Below are 17,768 nucleotides of genomic sequence, written 5' to 3'. Positions count from 1 at the left end.
CGCGCCCGCCCTGCCCGGCGCGGACTCGTGTTCGTTAGCGCGGAGCCGTTAGAATTTGAGGCTCGGTTAAGGGAGGCCGTTCGATGAGACGCTTGACGTCGGTCTTGTGCTTAAGCGCGATGCTCTCGACCCTCGGGCTGGCAGGCTGCAGCAGTCCGACGCCGCCCCGGCAGCAGCGGCACACGGTTGCCGCGCCCGAGACAGCTCAGTCTCCCCCGCTCCGTGAGCCGGTCGCGGGGTTCCATCAATCAGGGGATGACGACTTTCCCCGCCCCGCTGAACTGGAGCCGCAGATCGATTTCTGGCGTCACGTTTACGGCACGTGGAGCCGCTCTCAGGTGGCCATCCACGACGACCGGTATCTCGGCGTCGTCTACGAGCTGATTGATCTCCCCGGACCGATCACCGAGGGGTACAACGCCCAACAGAAGGAACTCGTCCGAGAACGTAAGGACTACTGGCAGCAGCGGATGCGCGACCTGGAAGAGGCCTGGGTTCAGAACCGGAACCTCGGAGTGCCGGACAAGGCCATCCTGTCCCGACTCGAGGGGGCAGCCGCGCGGCCGGATGCGATCCTGGGCGCGGCCGATCGGGTCCGTGCGCAGCGCGGCTTGCGCGAACGCTTCAAGCGCGGCCTGGAGATCAGTGCCCGCTACGACCAGACGTTCCGTCGCATTTTCCGCGATGCTGGGCTGCCCGAGGATCTGGCGTATCTTCCGCATGTCGAGTCGTCGTTTCAGGCGCACGCCAAGTCATCGGCGGGGGCCGTCGGCATCTGGCAATTCACGCGTTCCGCGGCGGAACGGTTCATGACCATGAATGGCGTGGTGGACGAACGACTGGACCCGGTTGCGTCGGCGCGCGGCGCGGCCCGCTATCTCCGGTACGCGCTGGGCAAGCTCTCCGTATGGCCGCTGGCTCTGACCAGCTACAACCACGGCATTGCCGGCATGCAGCGGGCGCGGGAATCGGTGGGCGAGGATTTCGTGCGGATCGTGCGCCACTACGATCATCCGAAGTTCGGGTTCGCCTCCCGGAATTTCTATGCCGAGTTTCTCGCTGCCCGGGATATCGCGCGGCACCCCCAGCAATTCTTTCCGGAGGGTTTGCAAGTCGAGTCTCCGCTGGACTGGGAGCGGGTCGTGCTGGCGTCCGACCTGCCCTTATCCGAGGTGGCGCGGCGCTACGGTGTCGACCGAGACCGCCTGATCAGCATGAATGCCGCGTGGAGCGACTCGGTCACGTCGGAGACGGTGCCGGTACCGGCCGGCACCGAAGTCTGGTTGCCTCCGGGCATGGGTGCGATGTCGGGGATTGGTGCCGGTGCAGACCACGCCGAAGCGGCGGCCAACCGATCGTTCGGCACTCACCCCGCAGCCGCAATGGAATGATGCGCCGGCGCGGTGGCGCGCCTCAGGCGGTCGCAGCGTCGGTTCGGTGGCGATGCGCGGCCAACGCGTCTCGCAGTAAGGTCAGCGTGACGGGCTTGACCAGAAATTCATCGAAGCCGGCATTCCTGGCACTGTTCCGAAGCTCCCGTGAGGCGTAGCCCGTCATCGCGATGAGGTGGGCCGTCGAGCCACTGTCGATCGCCCGGATACGGCCAGCGACTTCGAACCCGTCCATGCCGGGCATGCTGATGTCGAGTACGATTACGTCGGGATGGAACCATGTCGCCGCCGCGATCGCCTCGCCGCCATCGGTGGCCGTTCGAACCTCGTGGCCGTCCATCCCCAGCAGGAACGCCAGCGTTTCCGCGGCATCCGGGTAGTCATCGACGACCAGGATGCGGAGGTGTCCGGGACTCGCCCGAAAATGGGGCGGCGCTACGGGCCTGGCTACAGGTATGCGGAAGGCTCCCATGCCCGTCAGCCGGAGAGAACGTCCGGGCATGAACCCGACAGCTCGCAGCGGGGCGTCGTCGGCCAGCCTCTCACTGCTACGAGGTCCGTTGCGGTCTTGGTGTCAGTCGACATGCTCATCCCGGTTACGCTGAAAGAAGTCGCCCTCGGCTCTGCCGATCGCGCGGCGGCAAACCCCTGGCCCCGCGCAGCCGCGCATCTTACCTAAACTCGAGCCGACTTGGAACAGAACCGACTCAGAGCCCGTCGCGGTCGACTCGGCTGGCGCGACCGGCGGAAATGCTGCGATAATCCGGCCCGGCAACTGCTCGTCCGAATCCTCGCCGACGGGTTCGTAGAGACTACACTTCGTGGACTCCCCGCACTGCTGCGATCCTTTCCGCCGTATGTCTCCATACCCACGATCCAGTGTCGCGACCCGCTTCAACCGTGCGTCCACTCATTGCTTCGAGCGGCATGGCTAGCGCATCCGACGCCATCCCTTCCCGTTTGGCCGGCGAACATTCTCGCCGGCGCGACGCCTTCCACCCGTGGAGTCGGGCCCCATGGCTCCCGACCGAGACATCAGGCCTGCTCGAACTCATCCGCAGTCGTCTCGACGAACCCGTAATGCAGCGCCTGGCCTGCCTGTTACGTTCCGGCCAGCCCCAGACCCGGAGTTCGGTCGAGGCCGTGCTCCCACCGCTGTTGGTCGGACTGATCGGGGTGGCCGCCCGGCCGGGAAAGGAGAGTCGCGTTGCCGAGGTGTTCGAGGCGATCGATGAGTCCCTGCTGGAACGCCTGGCGACCGCGCTCGACGCCCAAGGTCTGGAGTCCACCCAGGCCCTCGGCCGTCAGGCCATGAACCGCCTCGTCGGGCCCGCCGCCGCGGCCCGCCTCGTTTCGCGCGCGGCCCGCTACGCGCAACTCGACACCACCGCGGCCCGCGTGCTGCTGGAAACGCTAACGCCGGTCGCCCTGGCTGCTGCCAAGAGCCAGATGCGAGCGCGCGGCGCGCGTGTAGAAGGGCTGTCGGCACCGGCCGCGCTGCCTGCCGATGCATCGTACCAACTGATCCGGGCACTCGAACCGCCTTGCCTTCCTCCGGATTCCGCCCTGCCGGAAGCACGCGGTCGCTCCGCGCCGTTCCGCAAAAATTGGGTGGCTGCTGCGGTCAGCCTCGCCTGGTGCCTGTTGCTTGGCTACTGGGCGCTGTCGCCCGTGTCTCCGATCCGCCGGGCCGCGGTGTTTCCGAAAGCCACATCGGCAGCCCTGTCGTTGAGCAATGTCGGAGCCCAGGTGGAGTACGCCGGCGTGGTCGACAACGAACTCAGTCGAGCACGCGTGCTCGAGCTGTTGGTGGATCGGGTGGGTGAGAGCAACCTCGTTGGCGAACTCCGGATCGACGCACGTGTGCCGCCACCGCCATGGCTCGGCGCGCTGGATTCCGTGCTGTCGTTAGCCCGGCAGCCGGGTGTGGACCTGTTGCTGCGCGGCAGCCGCGTGGACGTGACCGCGGCGAGTCTCAACGACGGTGCCGGGATCGTGCATAGACTCCGTGCGTTATGGGGCGATCATCTGGCCATCGGGCTCCGCGATCGCCGGATCGATCCGATGCGACTGGCCGAACTCGACACCGGTGCCCCGCTCGCCGATCTCGAGACCATGCTCGGCGCCTGGGTGATCCATTTCTCCCCCGACAGCGACGAAGTACCGGCTGCGCACCGTCCGTTGATTCGCCGTGTGGCGCACCTGATGGACCGATTGCCGGAGGGGGCCGTCGTCGATGTTTGCGGGCATACCGACGATACCGGCGATGCCGCGGTGAATCTGACCTTGTCACAGGTCCGGGCGGAGTCGGTCCGCGAAGCCTTGATCGACGCCGGCGCCAACCCCGCCCGTTTGCGCGTCAGAGGGTATGGCAGTCAGCGGCCGGTTGCCGGGAATGAACGCCCGCACGGACGTTCGATGAACCGTCGGATCGAGTTCGTCCTTCGCCGCGATTGAGCGGGATCGGCGCCACGATGTTCCGTCTGAGCCGAATGCCCCGGATCGCCACCGGGATAGCGAGAGGGTGTTTTGGCGCGCTCGGGTTGACGTACCGCGCTGTCCGCCTAAGCCTCTCGGTGGGCGCTTCCGCCGCGGTTCTCGCGAGCGTCGGTTGTGGCGGGGCCGAACCGATCGCCCCAAGCCGTTATGAGGTGACGGCGCAGGTCATCGACAGCCGCACGGGACAGCCTGTTTCCCCGCCGAAGGCAGCCAAGCGTCCGACGCCCGAACTCCCCACGGTACGCGCTGCCGAGCCGGTGTTCCGGAAGCTCGACCCGATTCCGGACGTGGAGCCTGAACCCGGCGCGCAGCCCGCGCCGCAGCGAACTGCGGAGGAAGAGGCCCTGGTCGGGGTTGCCAGGGAACGACCTTTCCTCCCCGTTGAAGCGAGGGTCAATGGTCAGGCCGTCGTCATGAATTTCGTCGGCGGCGACGACCGGTGTCGCACCGTTGCAGTGACCTATCCGGCGCGGCGGGTCGCCGAGCTATGGCGGGTCTGCTCGGACGGCCAGTACACCTTGGACCGGGAAGCGGAGGCGATTCCCGATCTGCCGAACGATCCGGGACTGCAGGCGGCACGACAGGCCGCAGCGCATTGGGCCTATGCCAACGGACGCGCCGATTCGCCGTATGGCGAACTGATGGTTAGGGCCCAAGCGTCCGGACAGAAAGATCAGAACGGCTGTATGGTCGTTCGGAATGCCGTCACGTGGAATGGCGTCGCCATCGGTATGAACGACGACATCCTGTGTTCCGCGCCGGAGTGAGGCCGTTACACCAGAGCCAACTTCCTCCCGGGACGGGTCGTGTCGCGACTGCAAAGAATCCGCGCTGAGGGCGTCAGTTGAGTTGATATTTCTTCCGTTTGCGCCAGAAAGTCGCACGACTCATCCCGCAGATGCGCGCGGCTTCTTCCAGATTTCCGCCGGTGACCTGCAGGGCTTCGCGGATCAGCTCGGCTTCATCCTGGCGGCGAGCCGGTCGTAGCGGCATCGCCAACGCGGAGAGCGTTGCAGGTGTTGCTTCCCGAAATTCTGGCGGGAGATCCTCCAGTGTCAACTCGGTGCCGCGGCCGACGGCGAAGGCGTACTCGATCACGTTTTGCAGTTCCCTGACATTGCCCGGCCAGGCGTAATCCAGCAGTCGCCGCATCGCGCCGGGCGCGATCGTCTCGATGTGCCGCGGGCCCTGGCGATTATGCTGGTCGATGTACAGCCACAGCAGATGGCTGACATCCTGCCGACGCTCCCGCAGCGGGGGTAAAAAGAGGGGCACGACGCGCAGGCGGTACATCAGGTCCTCCCGAAAACGCCCGGCTTTGACCTCTTCGCGCAGCGCGCGATGCGTGGCGCCGATGATCCGGACATCCACCGTCACGGCCCGGTCGCTGCCGACCGGCATGAAGCTGCGCTCCTGCAGCACGCGCAAGAGCTTGGCTTGCAGTTCGAGCGGCAATTCGGCGACCTCATCCAGGAACAGGGTGCCGCCGTTGGCTTGCTGGAAAACGCCCGGATGATCCCGGACGGCGCCGGTAAAGGCGCCCTTGACGTGCCCGAACAATTCACTTTCCAGCAGGCTCGGGGTCAGCGCGGCGCAATTGATCGCCAGGAAGGGCTGGTTCCTTCGCTGACTTTCCCGGTGCAGTGCGCGGGCCACCAACTCCTTGCCGGTTCCCGACTCTCCGCGGATCAGCACCGTCGCGTCGGTCTCGGCCACGTTGCGTATGATCCGGATCGCCTCCTTCATGACGGGATCGCGCGACACGATTCCATGGAAGCTCTCAACGTCCGTCCGTGAGGGTGTGACCGGAACCTCTCCGGTGTCCGCCTGCAATAGTTCGATCGCGCCTGCGAACTCGCCCGCGGCATCGAAGAAGGCTCGCGCGGTTCGGCGACAGGCCATGGCTTTGTCGCCGGGGCGTTGCAGCGTTACCGGCTGGGCCTTGATCAGCCCCTGCGCGGCGAGTTCGGCCGCATCGGGCGCCGCATGACAACCCAGTGCCTCATGGCACGGAACGCCCAGCACTTTCTCCGACCCCAGGCCGAACATCCGTTCGGCGCCACTGCTCCAGAACAGAATCCGGCTGTGCGCATCGACAACGAAGACGGCCGCGTCGTCGATCAGATCGGTAAAGACATCGAAGGCGGTGTCGGGACCGATCTGACTGAGCCAGCGATTGAAGAAGGGTGAAGACTGGGCCATGGCGCGCGGCGTTTCGGAGATGTTTCATCTTTGCGCTGAAACTTTACCATAGACGTCTCGCATGTTTCATTATGAGATATCTCCCTGGAGCGCCACCGGTTGGTGATTCGGTGAAACCCGTGGAGCCGCGGGATGGCTCCCGATGGCAGCGATCTGGCACGGTCCTTGTTTCACACGCATTATCGATTGCTGATCTGCATGGACTGCGGAGACCTGCGCTATGATGCGCGGGCTCGGCTTTCGAGCCCGCGCAGGGCAGGAAGCTTACCGGCGATGCGATGTACTCGAGCTGCTCCGAGGGTTACGGAAAACCCGAGGCGGCACTGGCGTTGCCGGATTTAGGGGGCGTCCGGGTGTAGGTTCCCCGATTGCGTAGGCACGCGACCTCACCAATAACACAAAAGAGGAGATAGCTCGTGGCAAAAATAGTCATCATCGGGGCCGGCATCGGCGGTATTCCCATGGCCTTCGAAATGCGGGAGAACGCGCGCAAGGAAGACGAGGTCGTCGTCATTGCCGATACGCCGACCTTCCATTTCGTGCCCTCCAACCCGTGGGTTGCGGTCAACTGGCGCAAGCCGGAGGACATCAAGGTCGAGCTCGCGCCGGTCTTCAAGAAAAAGAAGATCGGCTTCATCCAGCAGCAGGTCAAGCGGGTACATCCCGAACGCAGCCAGCTCGAACTGGCCGACGGCAGTCAGGTGGCTTACGACTACCTGATCATCGCGACCGGCCCGAAGCTCGCGTTCGAGGAAATCCCCGGACTCGGGCCGGAAGGCCATACCCGATCGGTCTGCCACGTCGACCATGCCGCGGTGTCCGGGCAGGAATGGGAAAATTTCTGCGCCAATCCGGGCCCGATCGTCATCGGCGCCGTACAGGGCGCTTCGTGCTTCGGCCCGGCCTACGAGTATCTGTTCATTGCCGAGAGCGATCTGCGCAAGCGTGCGATCCGTGACAAGGTGCAGATCACCTATGTCACCTCCGAACCGTACATCGGTCACCTGGGCTTGGGCGGCGTCGGCGATACCAAGGGACTGCTCGAAAGCGCAATGCGCGACAAGCACGTCAACTGGATCTGCAATGCCAAGGTCGACAAGGTCGAGGCCGGCATGATGTACGTGACGGAGGTCGACGAGAACGGCCAGGAAAAGAAGAAGCATGAGCTGCCCTTCAAGCACAGCATGATGCTGCCCGCTTTCAAGGGCGTGGACGCGGTGTTCGGGATAGACAAGTTGACCAACCCGCGCGGCTTCATCCTGATCGACGAGCACCAGCGCAACCCGACCTACAAGAACATCTACTCGATCGGCGTCTGCGTCGCGATCCCACCGCTGGGACAGACACCGGTGCCGACCGGGGTGCCCAAGACCGGGTACATGATCGAGTCCATGGTGACCGCGACGGCGCACAATGTCCGGGAGGAGATCGACGGCAAGCAGCCATCCCACAAGGCCACCTGGAATGCCTTGTGTCTGGCCGACTTCGGCGATCGTGGCGTCGCCTTCCTGGCGATGCCGCAGATTCCGCCGCGTAACGTGCAATGGGCATCCGAAGGCCGCTGGGTGCACTGGGCGAAGATCGCGTACGAAAAGTATTTCATGCGCAAGGTCAGGAAGGGCATCAGCGAGCCGACCTACGAGCGGATGACGCTGAAGGCCATGGGTATCATGCGCTTGAAAAAGAGCTAATCCGACTCCGGTCTCTTCCCGCCGGAGCGGCGAAGCGAGCGCTGGTCGCGATCGCTTCGCCGCTCTTCTGACGGAGGACGTGCATGGGTTTCCTGCCCGCTCGGTCCGATCCCCGGGATCTCCGGGCCTCGGTGCCGCTGTTCGTCGGCGTGCCTCCCGGATTCGGCATCCGCCTTGGTCCGTCCCTGGCGGACACGCGGTCCGTCTGGCGGTCGCCCCGATGATGTTCGATCGGGTTGCCGGCGAGGATGCGCTCCGGCAGCTGGATGCCCGGATCCTCCGGCTGAGTCCCCACGGCGACCTGTTCCTGCTCCGGCGGATTGCCGCGCTCCCGCCCATCGTCTTCCTTGCGATGGATGCGATCTACGGCATGCCGTTCTTTTTCTGGCTGGGCCTGCCCTTCTACCTGGCCTGTCTCGCGCTGTATGCGCAGGCGCTGGCGAAATCGCTGGTGCTGATTTTCGTCACGGGCAGCCTGGACCGGATGGCGACTGCCTTGTCGGTGATCTGTCCCTGCGCGTGGGCGCTGGCGACGCCCACGGTGTTCGCCTCGGGCATCGGCCGCTCGGCCCGGCTGAACATCCTGGCGCGCGGCGGCGAGCCCTTGAGCCTGATGCGGGAGATCAGCACCGTGATCCTCGACAAGACGGGCACGGTCACGCTGGGTGAGCCCAGGGTCAGCGAGGTCATTGCCATCGGTCTCGCCGAAGACGAGTTGATCGAAATTGCCGCTTCGGTGGAGACCCGCTTCAGCCATCCCCTGGCGCGCGCCCTGCTGAGTTTTGCGCGGGAGCGGGGCATCACGCATTTCAGGCCGGTCAGCGACGCCGAAGATCTGCCGGGGCGGGGTGTCAGTGCCTGAGTGGCGGGCCACGAGGTCTTGATCGCCAGTCCCGAGACGATCGAGGGCTACGGTATTGACTTGCCGGAGCTCGAGCACGCGGGACGCGCCCTCTGGGTCGCCATCGACCGAGAGATCCGCGGACTGATCGTCGTGCAGGACGTCGTGCGCTCGGCCATGGCGAACCTTGCGGAAAGGCTGCGCAGCCTGGGTGTGGGCCGCGTGATCCTGGCGACCGGCGATCATGAGGAATCCGAGGCGAAACGGGTGGCCGAACTGATCGGCGCCGACGAGTACCGCTATCGCTGCAAGCCCGAGGACAAGGCGGCATTGGTCAGGCAGTTGCAGGCCTCGGGCAGGGTCGCGATGGTCGGCGACGGCGTCAACGACGCACCGGCTCTGGCCGCCGCGGATGTGGGGATCGCGATCGGCGGGCATAACAACGTCGCGCTAGCGGTCGCTTCTTCGGATCTGGTGATACTGGGTGACGATGCCGGCGATCTGCTCAAGATTCTCGAGATCAGCCGCACGATGGACGAGATCGGCAAGCAGAACTACACGTGGGCCATTTCCTTCAATGTCCTCGGGCTGGCCCTGGTAAGCTTCGGGTTCCTTAATCCGGTGCTCGCCGCGTTCCTGCACCACATCAGTTCGGTGTTCGTCGTCGCCAATGCGGCGCGGCTCTATGCCGGGGTGGACACCGCGGCCGATCTGTTCGAGCAAGCCGGCGCGCAACTGGACCGGTGGCGCGCCTCACTGCGGGAACGGGCGCAGTGGCTGAGCGAGGAGCATACCTAAGGGCTTCCTCGTCGGGACAAGTTGCCGCTCATCGCTCGGAAACCCGGGTGCACGGACGCAATCGGGATAGCCCGGGCTTACCCCAAGCGGGGTATTGGAACCCACCCCTCATCTGCCCAATACTGTTGGGCAAAGGTGATCTCATGAGGGTGAGAGGTGGGCCGTGCGTAGAATCTACTTTTTGGTCCCGACGATCGAGACCACACGAAAAATCGTCGAGGAATTGCTGCTCGCCAAGGTTGAGGAGCGCCATATCCATGTCCTGGGGAAGCGCGGAACGCCGCTGGACGATCTCCCCGAGGCGGGGTTCCTGCAAAAGACCGATTTCCTTCCGGCCCTGGAACAGGGGATTGCCCTCGGTGCCGTCACCGGGCTGATCGGGGGACTGATCGCGCTGGTGCTGCCGACCGGATTGATCCTGGGCGGCGGTGCGGTGCTGGCCATTTCGCTGGCCGGCGCCGGGGTGGGCGGTCTGATGTCGAGCATGGTGGGCAGCAGCATCGGCAGCCGGCGGATCGAGCAGTTTCAGCAAGCCATGGATCGGGGCGAACTGCTGGTGATGATCGACGTGGACCGGGATCGTGTCGAGGATGTCGAGGCGATCATCAAGACGCACCATCCTGACGCCGAGTGCGAGGGCGCGGATCCTCACACCTTTCCCTAGCCACTTCGGGGGCGCTTCGTCGAGAAATGGAGAGGATCATGGCGATTGAACTGCGAGAGCGATTGAGCGAGGCACTGGACGACGAATACAAGTCGCGTGCGACCTACCGCTGTGTCATTGAGAAATTCGGCCCAGTTCGGCCGTTCGTCAATATCGTCGAGGCGGAACAGCGGCATGTGTACTCGCTGATTTCGCTTTTCGACACCTATGGCCTGCCGGTGCTGGAAGACGACTGGGCGTCGCGCGTTGTCGCCCCCGCTACCATCGGGGACGCGTGCCGCGCCGCAGTCGAGGCCGAGCGGGCGAACATGGCGATGTATGACCGCCTGCTTGCCGCCACGCCGGAGCCCGATGTCCGCCGTGTCCTGTCGCAGTTGCAGTCCGCTTCGCGCGACCGTCATCTGCCCGCTTTCGAGCGCTGCGTCGCGCGGCGGCCGGAGCCGATGAGCGACGGTGCAGGGCTGCAACGTCCAGCGCGTGGCCAGCGCCGGTGCGGATCGCGTGTTGAGCGCTAGCAGGCGCTGGCGCGAACAGGGAGCCGTCAGGCAGTGTTGGGGCAGAGCGGCGCCCCGGTCTCATCGACTGAGCCGAGTCCACCTGGGTTTGGATAACGCCTTTCCTCTGCGGCTGGCGTATCGAACGGCCCCTGATCCCGCTGTCTGCCATGGAGGAATCTCCGGTGTCCGGGTCGGCTAAACCACCCGGCGGCGAACGATGCCAAGGCGATGGCGACCCTGACGGTGCCCGCTCAGCTTGCGTGCGTCGGCCTAATCGGCCCGCGTGGGTAAGCCGGCCGCAGACGATCGCAGGAAACGCAGGTAGATCGCCGCCACTGCGTCGGCATTCTCCATCAGCAGCAAATGCCCCGCCGCCGGCAGCGTGTGCAGTTCACTGTTCGGCGATGCCCGCTGCAGCGTCTCGGCTCCCGCGACCGGGTAGATCCGATCCTCCTGTCCCCACAGTATCAGTGTCGGGAGTTCCGGCATGGGCCGCCGCCGCAGTATGTCGTCGTACAGGTTCACGATGTCCCATACCTGCACGTAGTGCCGATTATGTGTCACATACTCGTCGACGATCGCCCTCTTCTCAGGCGTGGGTATCTTTGGGGGAGTCATGAACAGCAACCGGAGTTCGAGTTCGAACTGGTAGCCGGTAACCGGAATGAAGGCATTGATGCCGCGGAAAAAAGCGCGGCGAAGCTGAGGCCCCCAGCCGATCACGCCGAGCGGAGCGCCGATATAGGCCAGGCTGCGCACTTGGCTTCGGTACCGGTCGGCATACAGGGTCGCGATCGTGCCGCCCATCGAACTCCCGGCGACGTCGAGTTGTGCGATGCCGAGTTGGCCTGTGAAGTCGCGCAGCAGGGTCGCCTGCCGCTCGAGGCGATAGTCCTCCAACGAATAACCCGCGCTTTTCCCGTAGCCGGGCAGATCGACGGCGATGGCGGCGTAGCCGGCTTCGGCCAGCAGGCACAGCAGGGTATTCCATTGCTCCTTGTTGGCGAACAGGCCGTGGAGCAACAACAGGGTCGGGCCCGTCCCCGCCGAGTTGTAGACCATGGTCCCATCGCCAACCGGGGCCGTCTTCGTAGCGATGGCACACTGGGTCGCGGCCGTTTCCGCTACCGCTGCGGAGGCCGGATCGGCCCATCGGCAACCGATCAGGATCACGGCCAGCAGCGGCGCCATCAGGTGGAGTCGGGCGGATTTCATTCGATTCTGCAGAGCAGGCGGCTGGACGTGTACGGCAGCGTCAGGCGCAGGCCTGACCGGCGCCGTCTCCGGGAGAGCACTGGAACACCGCCGTGACGGTCAGGATCAGGAGCCCCTTGGCCGGGTAGTGAGCGCCTTTTGCCTTGATTTTCGTGCGCATCTGCTCGTACTCCGGTCCGCTGGTCTTCACCGCGACCGAGCCCTTGATCTGGAAGCAGCGCTTGTCGTCCGGGTCCCAGAAGAACAGCGCGGCGCGCGGGTTTTCCATGACATTCGCCAGCGTTTTCGCCATGTAGTTGTCGCCGATCCAGAGGGTATCGTCACCGATCAACTCGACCATCGACATCGGCGCGACGTTTGGAGTGCCGTCCAGCGATGCTGTCGCAAAGGAAAAGATTCTGTTCTTCGCAAAGACCGCCTTCATCTCGTCGGTAAGTGTCGCCATGGCATGAGTCTCGGCCCAGAAAATTCTGAGTCTAGCGTAACCGTTTCGGGAGAATACAGGCCAGTCCAACACGGATGACGCTGGTGGGTGCCGAGTGAGGTCCGTCTGGCCCGTTACCGCAGTGGCGCCAGACGCTCCAGCGCCTGCTCGAGTAGGGCTCGACGACAGGCGAAGTTGAGGCGTACGTAGCCGGGAAAACCGAAGTCCCGGCCGTCCGACGGGCCCACACCGAGCGTTTCGAAGTGCGGCAACGGGTTGGCTGGGTCGACGGCACGCGCGTCGATCCAGGCGAGATAGGTTGCTTCGGGTGTCGCTGCTTTCAGCCGCGATGACGCGCCGAGCCAGCCTAGCAGCAAATCGCGGTTTCCGCGCAGATAGACGAGCAACTCCGCCAACCAGGCGCCATCGTCCCGATAGGCTGCCTCCGCGGCCGTAAAACCCAGTGTGTTGACGTGCGGAACGAGTCCCGCCATGGCGCTGCGAAAACGGCGGCGCAGACCGCGGTCGGGAATCACCGCGAAGGAACAGCCGAGACCCGGCAGATTCCAGGTCTTCGATGGCGCCATCAGCGTGATCGTCCGGTCGGCGAATGCGGGAGCGATGCAGGCGAGCGGAGTGTGCCGCAGCGTGGGGTCGAGCAGCAGGTCGCAGTGAATCTCGTCCGAGCAGATGGTCAGCCCGTGACGCTCGGCCACATCGATCAAGCCGGCGAGTTCCTCGGACCGCCAAGCGCGCCCGACCGGGTTATGCGGATGGCAGAGCAACAACAACCGCGTGCGCGGGCTGACAGCCTCTTCCAGCGCACCGAGATCCCAGCGCCAGCCCTCGGCAGTATCCACCAATGGTACGGTCTGAAGGTTGCGCGCCGATTGGGCTGGCGCGTGGAGGAACGGTGGGTATACGGGTGTTGCGGTCAGTACGGTGTCCCCGTCCTGCCCAACCGCTCGGCAGGCGAGGTTGAGTCCCGGTACCAGACCTGGCAACCACACCAGCCAGTCGGCCTCGATCGTCCAACGATAGTGCCGTTCCGCGTAGCGCTGGACTGCGTCCACAAGCGAATCGGGTGCGTCGGTGTAGCCCAGGATTCCGTGATCGACTCTTTGATGAAGGGCCTCCAGTACGGAGGGAGGACTTGCGAAGTCCATGTCCGCCACCCAGAGCGGAATCACGTTCCGGTCACGATACTTGTTCCATTTGGTGCTGGAGAAGGGGGTTCGTACGATGGCGCGGTCGAAATCCACGGGAATGTGCCTCGGCCTCGTAGGGCAACTGCGAGATTCGACCTTATACCATGGGACGCGCGAATGTCGCTGGGGCACTGGCAATGCGCTCGAGTTGGCTCGCCCCAACCCCCTTGTGCGGGTCGCTCCTACGTCACCACGGCCCGCACGATGACTTGAGGACAGTCACGCGCCCGCTCGGAATGCCTCCGGCGGTCAAGCCTCCTCCGTGGACTCGACGAGTTTCGACGCGCGTCTGAAGGCATTGCGCGACATGAAACCGTACTTGATCAGGTCCGCGAAGCGTTGCTCGTCAACCTCCTTCAAACCGATTGCGTGTGGTTCGCCCTCGCGCAACGTTCCGAACAGTCGGTCCCAGATCGATAGTACGGCGCCATAGTTGCTGTCGTGTTCCTCGCGCAGATCGGAGTGATGCATCCGGTGCAGCCGAGGCACTATGATCACGCGAGACAGAAGTGCTTCGTGAGGGAATGCGACATTCGTGTGGTGAAACAGTACGAACAGCGAAATCAATGCCTGATTGAACAACACGAGTTCAGCGTCGACCCCGGTTACTGCGATAAACGCGACTCGCACGAAAACCTCTAGGATCAGCTCACCCATGTGGAACCGAAGCCCAGTCGTGACATTGAAACTGCGATCGCTGTGGTGGACCTTATGAAAGAGCCACAGCCAGTCGAAACGATGGGTGGCGTAGTGCCATGCATAGAGGCAAAGGTCGAGCAGCAGGAAGGTGACCAGCCACTGCATAGGCCCCTCGGGTAGGTGGCTCAGAATTCCCCGCCCGGAAAATTGCTGCGCAACCAAATATAGCGAGGGGATGGACAGGAGTGAAAGGGTGACGTCGTTGAACAGGTAGGTGCAGACGTTCGTGAAGTAGGAATGCTTCAGAGTCCGCAGCCCCGGACGTAGGAATGGACGCCGAAATTCGAGGTGGGCACATGCCACGACCGCCGTTATGAATACGAGCGCCAGCAGGTCCTGGACGCGTGCCGACGCGACCCATTCGGTAACCCGTGTTGCCGCCAGGTCTATGCCTTGGCCAACGATGAAGTTCAAGTCAATTGCGTGTCTGATCATCTTTCCTTCCCCGTGAACAGTCGTCGCGTTACTGCTTTGCCATGTACAGCCTTTGTACATTCTGGCTCTCGGAAGTTCCTTGTTGCACAGCTTTTGTCTAATGTTTAAGATCGGGGTGTAAAAGCCGACTAGAGGCCCAACAGGGCAGGAGAAAATAGGGCATGACGCGACCTGGGTCACATGAGGCAACCTACGGTATCAGTGCGGTCGCTCGCTTGACGGGCATACCTTTGAACAGCTTGAGGGCCTGGGAGCGACGTTACGCGCTCGTGGCTCCCCGTCGAGGTGAGGGAAACCAGCGGCAGTACACGCACGACGACGTCGTGCGGCTGCAACTCATCAAGCAACTCGTCGACCATGGGCATGCAATCAGTACCGTGGCAACCCTTGATGATGAGTCGCTTCGTGAACGGCTGGAGCTACACCGGGAAACCGCACGGCCAGCGGGGGCGGCAGCGACGGCTGCACCGGCAGCGCCGTCGCGCGTGCTCATCTACGGCGATGCGTTGCCCTTTCTAATTGAAGCGTGGCGCGAGGAACTGTCGCCGTTGGAAATCATCGGCACGACGACTTCGTACGCGGAGTTCGAACAACTGGCCAGTGCGGAACAACCCGAGGTGCTGGTGTTAGAGTGGCCTGCGCTGGACCCGGACGCACCGGCGCGTTGGTCCGAGTTGCAGGCTAGGGTAGGGGCGCGGCGGCTGGTCGTGGTGTACGGTTTCGCTCCGGCAGCGCTGATCGCCCGGCTGCAGCGGGGTGGTGTGGTCGCCTTGCGCGCGCCGGTCACGGCGGCAACTCTCCGCGAGGCCTGCCGCGTTGACCAAGCGCCTGCGGCTGCGCTCCAGGCGGCAGTCCTGGCGGCGGTCGCCGCGGCGAGCGACGTGCCGATCCCGCTCCGCCGTTTCGACAGCAAGACGCTGGCCGCCGTCGCCAACCTGCCTACCGGCATTCGCTGCGAATGCCCGCATCACCTGGCCGATTTGCTGTTCCGCGTCACGGCGTTCGAGACGTACAGCGCGGATTGTGAGAGTCGCAACGAGCGGGACGCTGCGCTGCACGCCCATCTACATCGCGTCGCGGGTCAGGCCCGGGCGCTACTGGAAGACGCGTTGGAGCATTTGATGGTATGCGAGGAAATCGATCTAAGCGTATATTCCTAACCGCTTGGTAGGAAGACAAAGGAGCGCCGCTCCTCCGTGCCTGGGGGGGCCGCGTCGGATGGCCTTACGGACGTGTGAATTCCGTGATGAAACAATTGGCACCCATGTCCGTGATGCGCCTGAAGGTGGCGACGTTCATTGCCTGTATGGTGCCGCTTGTCAACATTCTGTGGCGGGTTCTGACCAGCTCTGCCGGAGCCGATCCGGTCGAAGCGCTGACCCACACGACGGGCCTGTGGGCGCTGCGCCTATTGCTGTTGACGTTGGCCCTGTCGCCGCTGCGGAAACTGACCGGTTGGTCTTGGGTGTTGCGCCTGAGGCGAATACTCGCGCTCTATTCATTCTTTTACGCAATGCTCCACACGCTGGTCTACCTGGCTTTCGAGCAGAGTTTCGACTGGATATCGATTGCGAGCGACATCATCAAACGCCCCTGGCTGACAGCCGGATTTTTTAGCTTCGTGCTGATGATTCCGCTCGCGGCGACGTCGACCAACGGCATGATGCGGCGTCTCGGACGGAACTGGCAGCGGCTTCACCGCCTCATTTATCCCATCGCTGTCGGCGCAGTCCTGCACTACTTCTGGCTGGTCAAGAAGGACATCACGGCACCGTCGATCTATGCCGTGGTGCTCGCGATATTGTTCTGCGCGCGCCTGGTTGATGGCCGCAAGGGAAGGTCTACCCGAACTCCCGTGTCACGCCCGGGGGCCGTACCTTTCGTGAAGTAGGCTCGTCGGGCCGTTTCGTCAGCAATGGCGGAGGGCTCGCGGTTTTCGAAAACGGGGGAATGAGCGGCGGTCTTGAGCAAACCGCGATGTGGGAAAAAGCCGAAGGTACTGTGGAACGCTGCGCGTCAGAATGCATTGTCCCGCGGAAGTCAGGTCGGCGGCGGCGACATCGTGATGCGCGCGTTCTCAACCCTTAGGGAAGGTGGAGCAGGAAGCAGACCCCCCTGCTCCGTACCGTGGCTTGCTCAGCGCTGTTCGATGCCTTTCAAGTATTTCGCCACGCCCGATTCCCTGACTGGCGGTGGCATGCTGCTCAGGTAGCGGTCGACGCTGCTTTTCTGCTTCGGCGGAAATTCCGGCATGGGCAGATTCTTGAGGTATTTCGCCACGCCCGTCTCCGGAACGCTGGCAGCCGTTTCGGTTGCGATCTCCTTCAGATATTTCGCCACACCGGTCAGCACCGGCGGCGGTGGGAGGTCGCGCAGGTAACGGGTTACCCCGGTCACCACCGGCGGTTCGGGCAGAGTTTTCAGGTAACGTGCCACGCCGGTTTCCAACGGGGTCGCTTCGACAGCCTTCGGCGCGGGCGCGGCAGGCTCCGGAAGTGATTTGAGATAGCGCGCGACACCCGTTTCGCCGGCCGCTGCCGGTGGTGGTGCCGCGACAGCCGGCGCGGCAGCGGATGCTTGCGCATCGTCTCCGCGGGTCTTCGAACGGCCGAACCAGAAGGTGAATCCGGCCAGGCCAAACAGAATCAGCATCACTGGAAGATTGTCGATCATGTACTTTTCTACTTTGGTTTCTTGGGGTGTGTCGCTATCGTGCGGACCGTCCGCAAGTCTCCCGGCCTCTTCTCTGGATCCATGTACCCCGCGACCGGCTCCGCGCGGCAGCATGCACGGGCACCTGCAGGCTGTCAACCTGGTCACCCAGTCATTCCGGGCACCAGCCTCTTGAAATGTGCCGCAACAGTATACTCCGTTCGCGTTCCCGACTCTTCCTTCCGCTCCGCCTCGACTCCCTTTTGACGGCGCCGGAGGTTTGTCGGCCCCAAGAACTCCGTCTCAGGGAAAACAGGGCTGCACCAACCTGGATTCTCGGCCGGTCGCGCAGCTTGACAATCGCAAAGTCACCATCAATGATCTGCCGCAGTCGGCGGTATTGCGGATCGGCGATCGGCGGGGTGCCACGGGGCGTCTGCCACACCGCTCGCGAGCAACCAAAGAGAGGCGGCGCTGCCCCAGGTGAAACACGTCCTGGACAGGCGAGGCCGTGAGAATAACGAATGCAGACGATAGCCGTCGGGCTGCGGG

General features: G+C 63.9%; 17 protein-coding genes. 10 read left to right on the top strand and 7 right to left on the bottom strand.

The window, feature by feature from the left end; all coding sequences use genetic code 11:
* Nucleotides 1–83 precede the first annotated feature (83 nt).
* Nucleotides 84–1,391 carry a lytic transglycosylase domain-containing protein gene (locus tag ACW73L_RS08330; protein ID WP_498921279.1) on the top strand — a complete coding sequence of 436 codons (1,308 nt, stop codon included), beginning with the start codon at nt 84–86 and terminating at the stop codon, nt 1,389–1,391.
* A gap of 22 nt (nt 1,392–1,413) precedes the next feature.
* Here ACW73L_RS08330 and ACW73L_RS08325 read toward each other — a convergent pair whose 3' ends face one another.
* Entirely contained in the window at nt 1,414–1,893 is a 480-nt protein-coding gene (locus ACW73L_RS08325) for a response regulator (protein ID WP_498921277.1), read from the bottom strand.
* A gap of 425 nt (nt 1,894–2,318) precedes the next feature.
* Here ACW73L_RS08325 and ACW73L_RS08320 point away from each other — a divergent pair, with 425 nt between their 5' ends.
* Both ACW73L_RS08320 and ACW73L_RS08315 read left to right on the top strand, forming a co-directional pair.
* Nucleotides 2,319–3,848, top strand: a complete 1,530-nt coding sequence (locus ACW73L_RS08320; RefSeq protein WP_498921276.1) for an OmpA family protein — start codon at nt 2,319–2,321, stop codon at nt 3,846–3,848.
* 119 nt (nt 3,849–3,967) lie between these two features.
* Entirely contained in the window at nt 3,968–4,657 is a 690-nt protein-coding gene (locus tag ACW73L_RS08315; RefSeq protein WP_498921275.1) for a hypothetical protein, read from the top strand.
* Between the two features lie 73 nt (nt 4,658–4,730).
* On the opposite strand, the gene ACW73L_RS08310 is transcribed toward ACW73L_RS08315, so the two are convergent.
* Nucleotides 4,731–6,092 carry a sigma-54 interaction domain-containing protein gene (locus ACW73L_RS08310; protein WP_498921274.1) on the bottom strand — a complete coding sequence of 454 codons (1,362 nt, stop codon included), beginning with the start codon at nt 6,090–6,092 and terminating at the stop codon, nt 4,731–4,733.
* Between the two features lie 416 nt (nt 6,093–6,508).
* Between ACW73L_RS08310 and ACW73L_RS08305 the strand changes: the two genes are divergently transcribed.
* From ACW73L_RS08305 to ACW73L_RS08285, 5 genes are all read left to right on the top strand, one after another.
* Nucleotides 6,509–7,783, top strand: coding sequence for an NAD(P)/FAD-dependent oxidoreductase (locus tag ACW73L_RS08305; protein ID WP_498921273.1), 1,275 nt, complete (start codon nt 6,509–6,511; stop codon nt 7,781–7,783).
* 220 nt (nt 7,784–8,003) lie between these two features.
* Nucleotides 8,004–8,645, top strand: a complete 642-nt coding sequence (locus tag ACW73L_RS08300) for a hypothetical protein (RefSeq protein ID WP_498921271.1) — start codon at nt 8,004–8,006, stop codon at nt 8,643–8,645.
* Nucleotides 8,646–9,422 (top strand): HAD-IC family P-type ATPase, encoded by a 777-nt coding sequence (locus ACW73L_RS08295; protein ID WP_498921270.1) that lies wholly within the window; start codon nt 8,646–8,648, stop codon nt 9,420–9,422. It abuts the gene before it with no gap.
* A 163-nt stretch (nt 9,423–9,585) separates the two neighbouring features.
* A complete protein-coding gene (locus tag ACW73L_RS08290; RefSeq protein WP_498921269.1) occupies nt 9,586–10,086 on the top strand; it encodes a DUF1269 domain-containing protein in 501 nt (166 codons plus the stop codon).
* A gap of 38 nt (nt 10,087–10,124) precedes the next feature.
* Nucleotides 10,125–10,601 carry a ferritin-like domain-containing protein gene (locus ACW73L_RS08285; protein ID WP_498921268.1) on the top strand — a complete coding sequence of 159 codons (477 nt, stop codon included), beginning with the start codon at nt 10,125–10,127 and terminating at the stop codon, nt 10,599–10,601.
* 252 nt (nt 10,602–10,853) lie between these two features.
* Here ACW73L_RS08285 and ACW73L_RS08280 read toward each other — a convergent pair whose 3' ends face one another.
* From ACW73L_RS08280 to ACW73L_RS08265, 4 genes are all read right to left on the bottom strand, one after another.
* On the bottom strand, nt 10,854–11,798 hold the full coding sequence (locus ACW73L_RS08280) for an alpha/beta fold hydrolase (RefSeq protein ID WP_498921266.1): 945 nt from the start codon (nt 11,796–11,798) through the stop codon (nt 10,854–10,856).
* A 40-nt stretch (nt 11,799–11,838) separates the two neighbouring features.
* Complete coding sequence (locus ACW73L_RS08275; protein WP_498921264.1) at nt 11,839–12,243, bottom strand: pyridoxamine 5'-phosphate oxidase family protein; 405 nt, start codon at nt 12,241–12,243, stop codon at nt 11,839–11,841.
* 113 nt (nt 12,244–12,356) lie between these two features.
* The gene (locus tag ACW73L_RS08270) at nt 12,357–13,484 is read right to left on the bottom strand and encodes a MalY/PatB family protein (RefSeq protein ID WP_498921262.1); all 1,128 of its coding nucleotides are present in this window, start codon (nt 13,482–13,484) and stop codon (nt 12,357–12,359) included.
* A 195-nt stretch (nt 13,485–13,679) separates the two neighbouring features.
* The gene (locus ACW73L_RS08265) at nt 13,680–14,564 is read right to left on the bottom strand and encodes a sterol desaturase family protein (RefSeq protein ID WP_498921261.1); all 885 of its coding nucleotides are present in this window, start codon (nt 14,562–14,564) and stop codon (nt 13,680–13,682) included.
* Nucleotides 14,565–14,725: 161 nt separating this feature from the next.
* Between ACW73L_RS08265 and ACW73L_RS08260 the strand changes: the two genes are divergently transcribed.
* A complete protein-coding gene (locus tag ACW73L_RS08260; RefSeq protein WP_498921260.1) occupies nt 14,726–15,724 on the top strand; it encodes a MerR family transcriptional regulator in 999 nt (332 codons plus the stop codon).
* Nucleotides 15,725–15,810: 86 nt separating this feature from the next.
* Nucleotides 15,811–16,455, top strand: coding sequence for a protein-methionine-sulfoxide reductase heme-binding subunit MsrQ (msrQ, locus tag ACW73L_RS08255; protein ID WP_498921258.1), 645 nt, complete (start codon nt 15,811–15,813; stop codon nt 16,453–16,455).
* A 245-nt stretch (nt 16,456–16,700) separates the two neighbouring features.
* Here the strand turns inward: msrQ and ACW73L_RS08250 are convergent, their stop codons facing one another.
* On the bottom strand, nt 16,701–17,237 hold the full coding sequence (locus tag ACW73L_RS08250) for a hypothetical protein (protein WP_498921256.1): 537 nt from the start codon (nt 17,235–17,237) through the stop codon (nt 16,701–16,703).
* Nucleotides 17,238–17,768 lie beyond the last annotated feature (531 nt).

The organism is Methylolobus aquaticus, assembly GCF_054172105.1.
This window is presented reverse-complemented; position numbering and strand designations above follow the sequence as displayed.

What these genes read in the sequence shown, in the direction of transcription:
- ACW73L_RS08330 (WP_498921279.1), top strand. Translation starts at nt 84, where the DNA reads ATGAGACGCTTGACGTCGGTCTTGTGCTTAAGCGCGATGCTCTCGACC.
- ACW73L_RS08325 (WP_498921277.1), bottom strand. Translation starts at nt 1,893, where the DNA reads ATGCCCGGACGTTCTCTCCGGCTGACGGGCATGGGAGCCTTCCGCATA.
- ACW73L_RS08320 (WP_498921276.1), top strand. Translation starts at nt 2,319, where the DNA reads ATGGCTAGCGCATCCGACGCCATCCCTTCCCGTTTGGCCGGCGAACAT.
- ACW73L_RS08310 (WP_498921274.1), bottom strand. Translation starts at nt 6,092, where the DNA reads ATGGCCCAGTCTTCACCCTTCTTCAATCGCTGGCTCAGTCAGATCGGT.
- ACW73L_RS08300 (WP_498921271.1), top strand. Translation starts at nt 8,004, where the DNA reads ATGATGTTCGATCGGGTTGCCGGCGAGGATGCGCTCCGGCAGCTGGAT.
- ACW73L_RS08285 (WP_498921268.1), top strand. Translation starts at nt 10,125, where the DNA reads ATGGCGATTGAACTGCGAGAGCGATTGAGCGAGGCACTGGACGACGAA.
- ACW73L_RS08280 (WP_498921266.1), bottom strand. Translation starts at nt 11,798, where the DNA reads ATGAAATCCGCCCGACTCCACCTGATGGCGCCGCTGCTGGCCGTGATC.
- ACW73L_RS08275 (WP_498921264.1), bottom strand. Translation starts at nt 12,243, where the DNA reads ATGGCGACACTTACCGACGAGATGAAGGCGGTCTTTGCGAAGAACAGA.
- ACW73L_RS08265 (WP_498921261.1), bottom strand. Translation starts at nt 14,564, where the DNA reads ATGATCAGACACGCAATTGACTTGAACTTCATCGTTGGCCAAGGCATA.
- ACW73L_RS08260 (WP_498921260.1), top strand. Translation starts at nt 14,726, where the DNA reads ATGACGCGACCTGGGTCACATGAGGCAACCTACGGTATCAGTGCGGTC.
- msrQ (WP_498921258.1), top strand. Translation starts at nt 15,811, where the DNA reads ATGAAACAATTGGCACCCATGTCCGTGATGCGCCTGAAGGTGGCGACG.
- ACW73L_RS08250 (WP_498921256.1), bottom strand. Translation starts at nt 17,237, where the DNA reads ATGATCGACAATCTTCCAGTGATGCTGATTCTGTTTGGCCTGGCCGGA.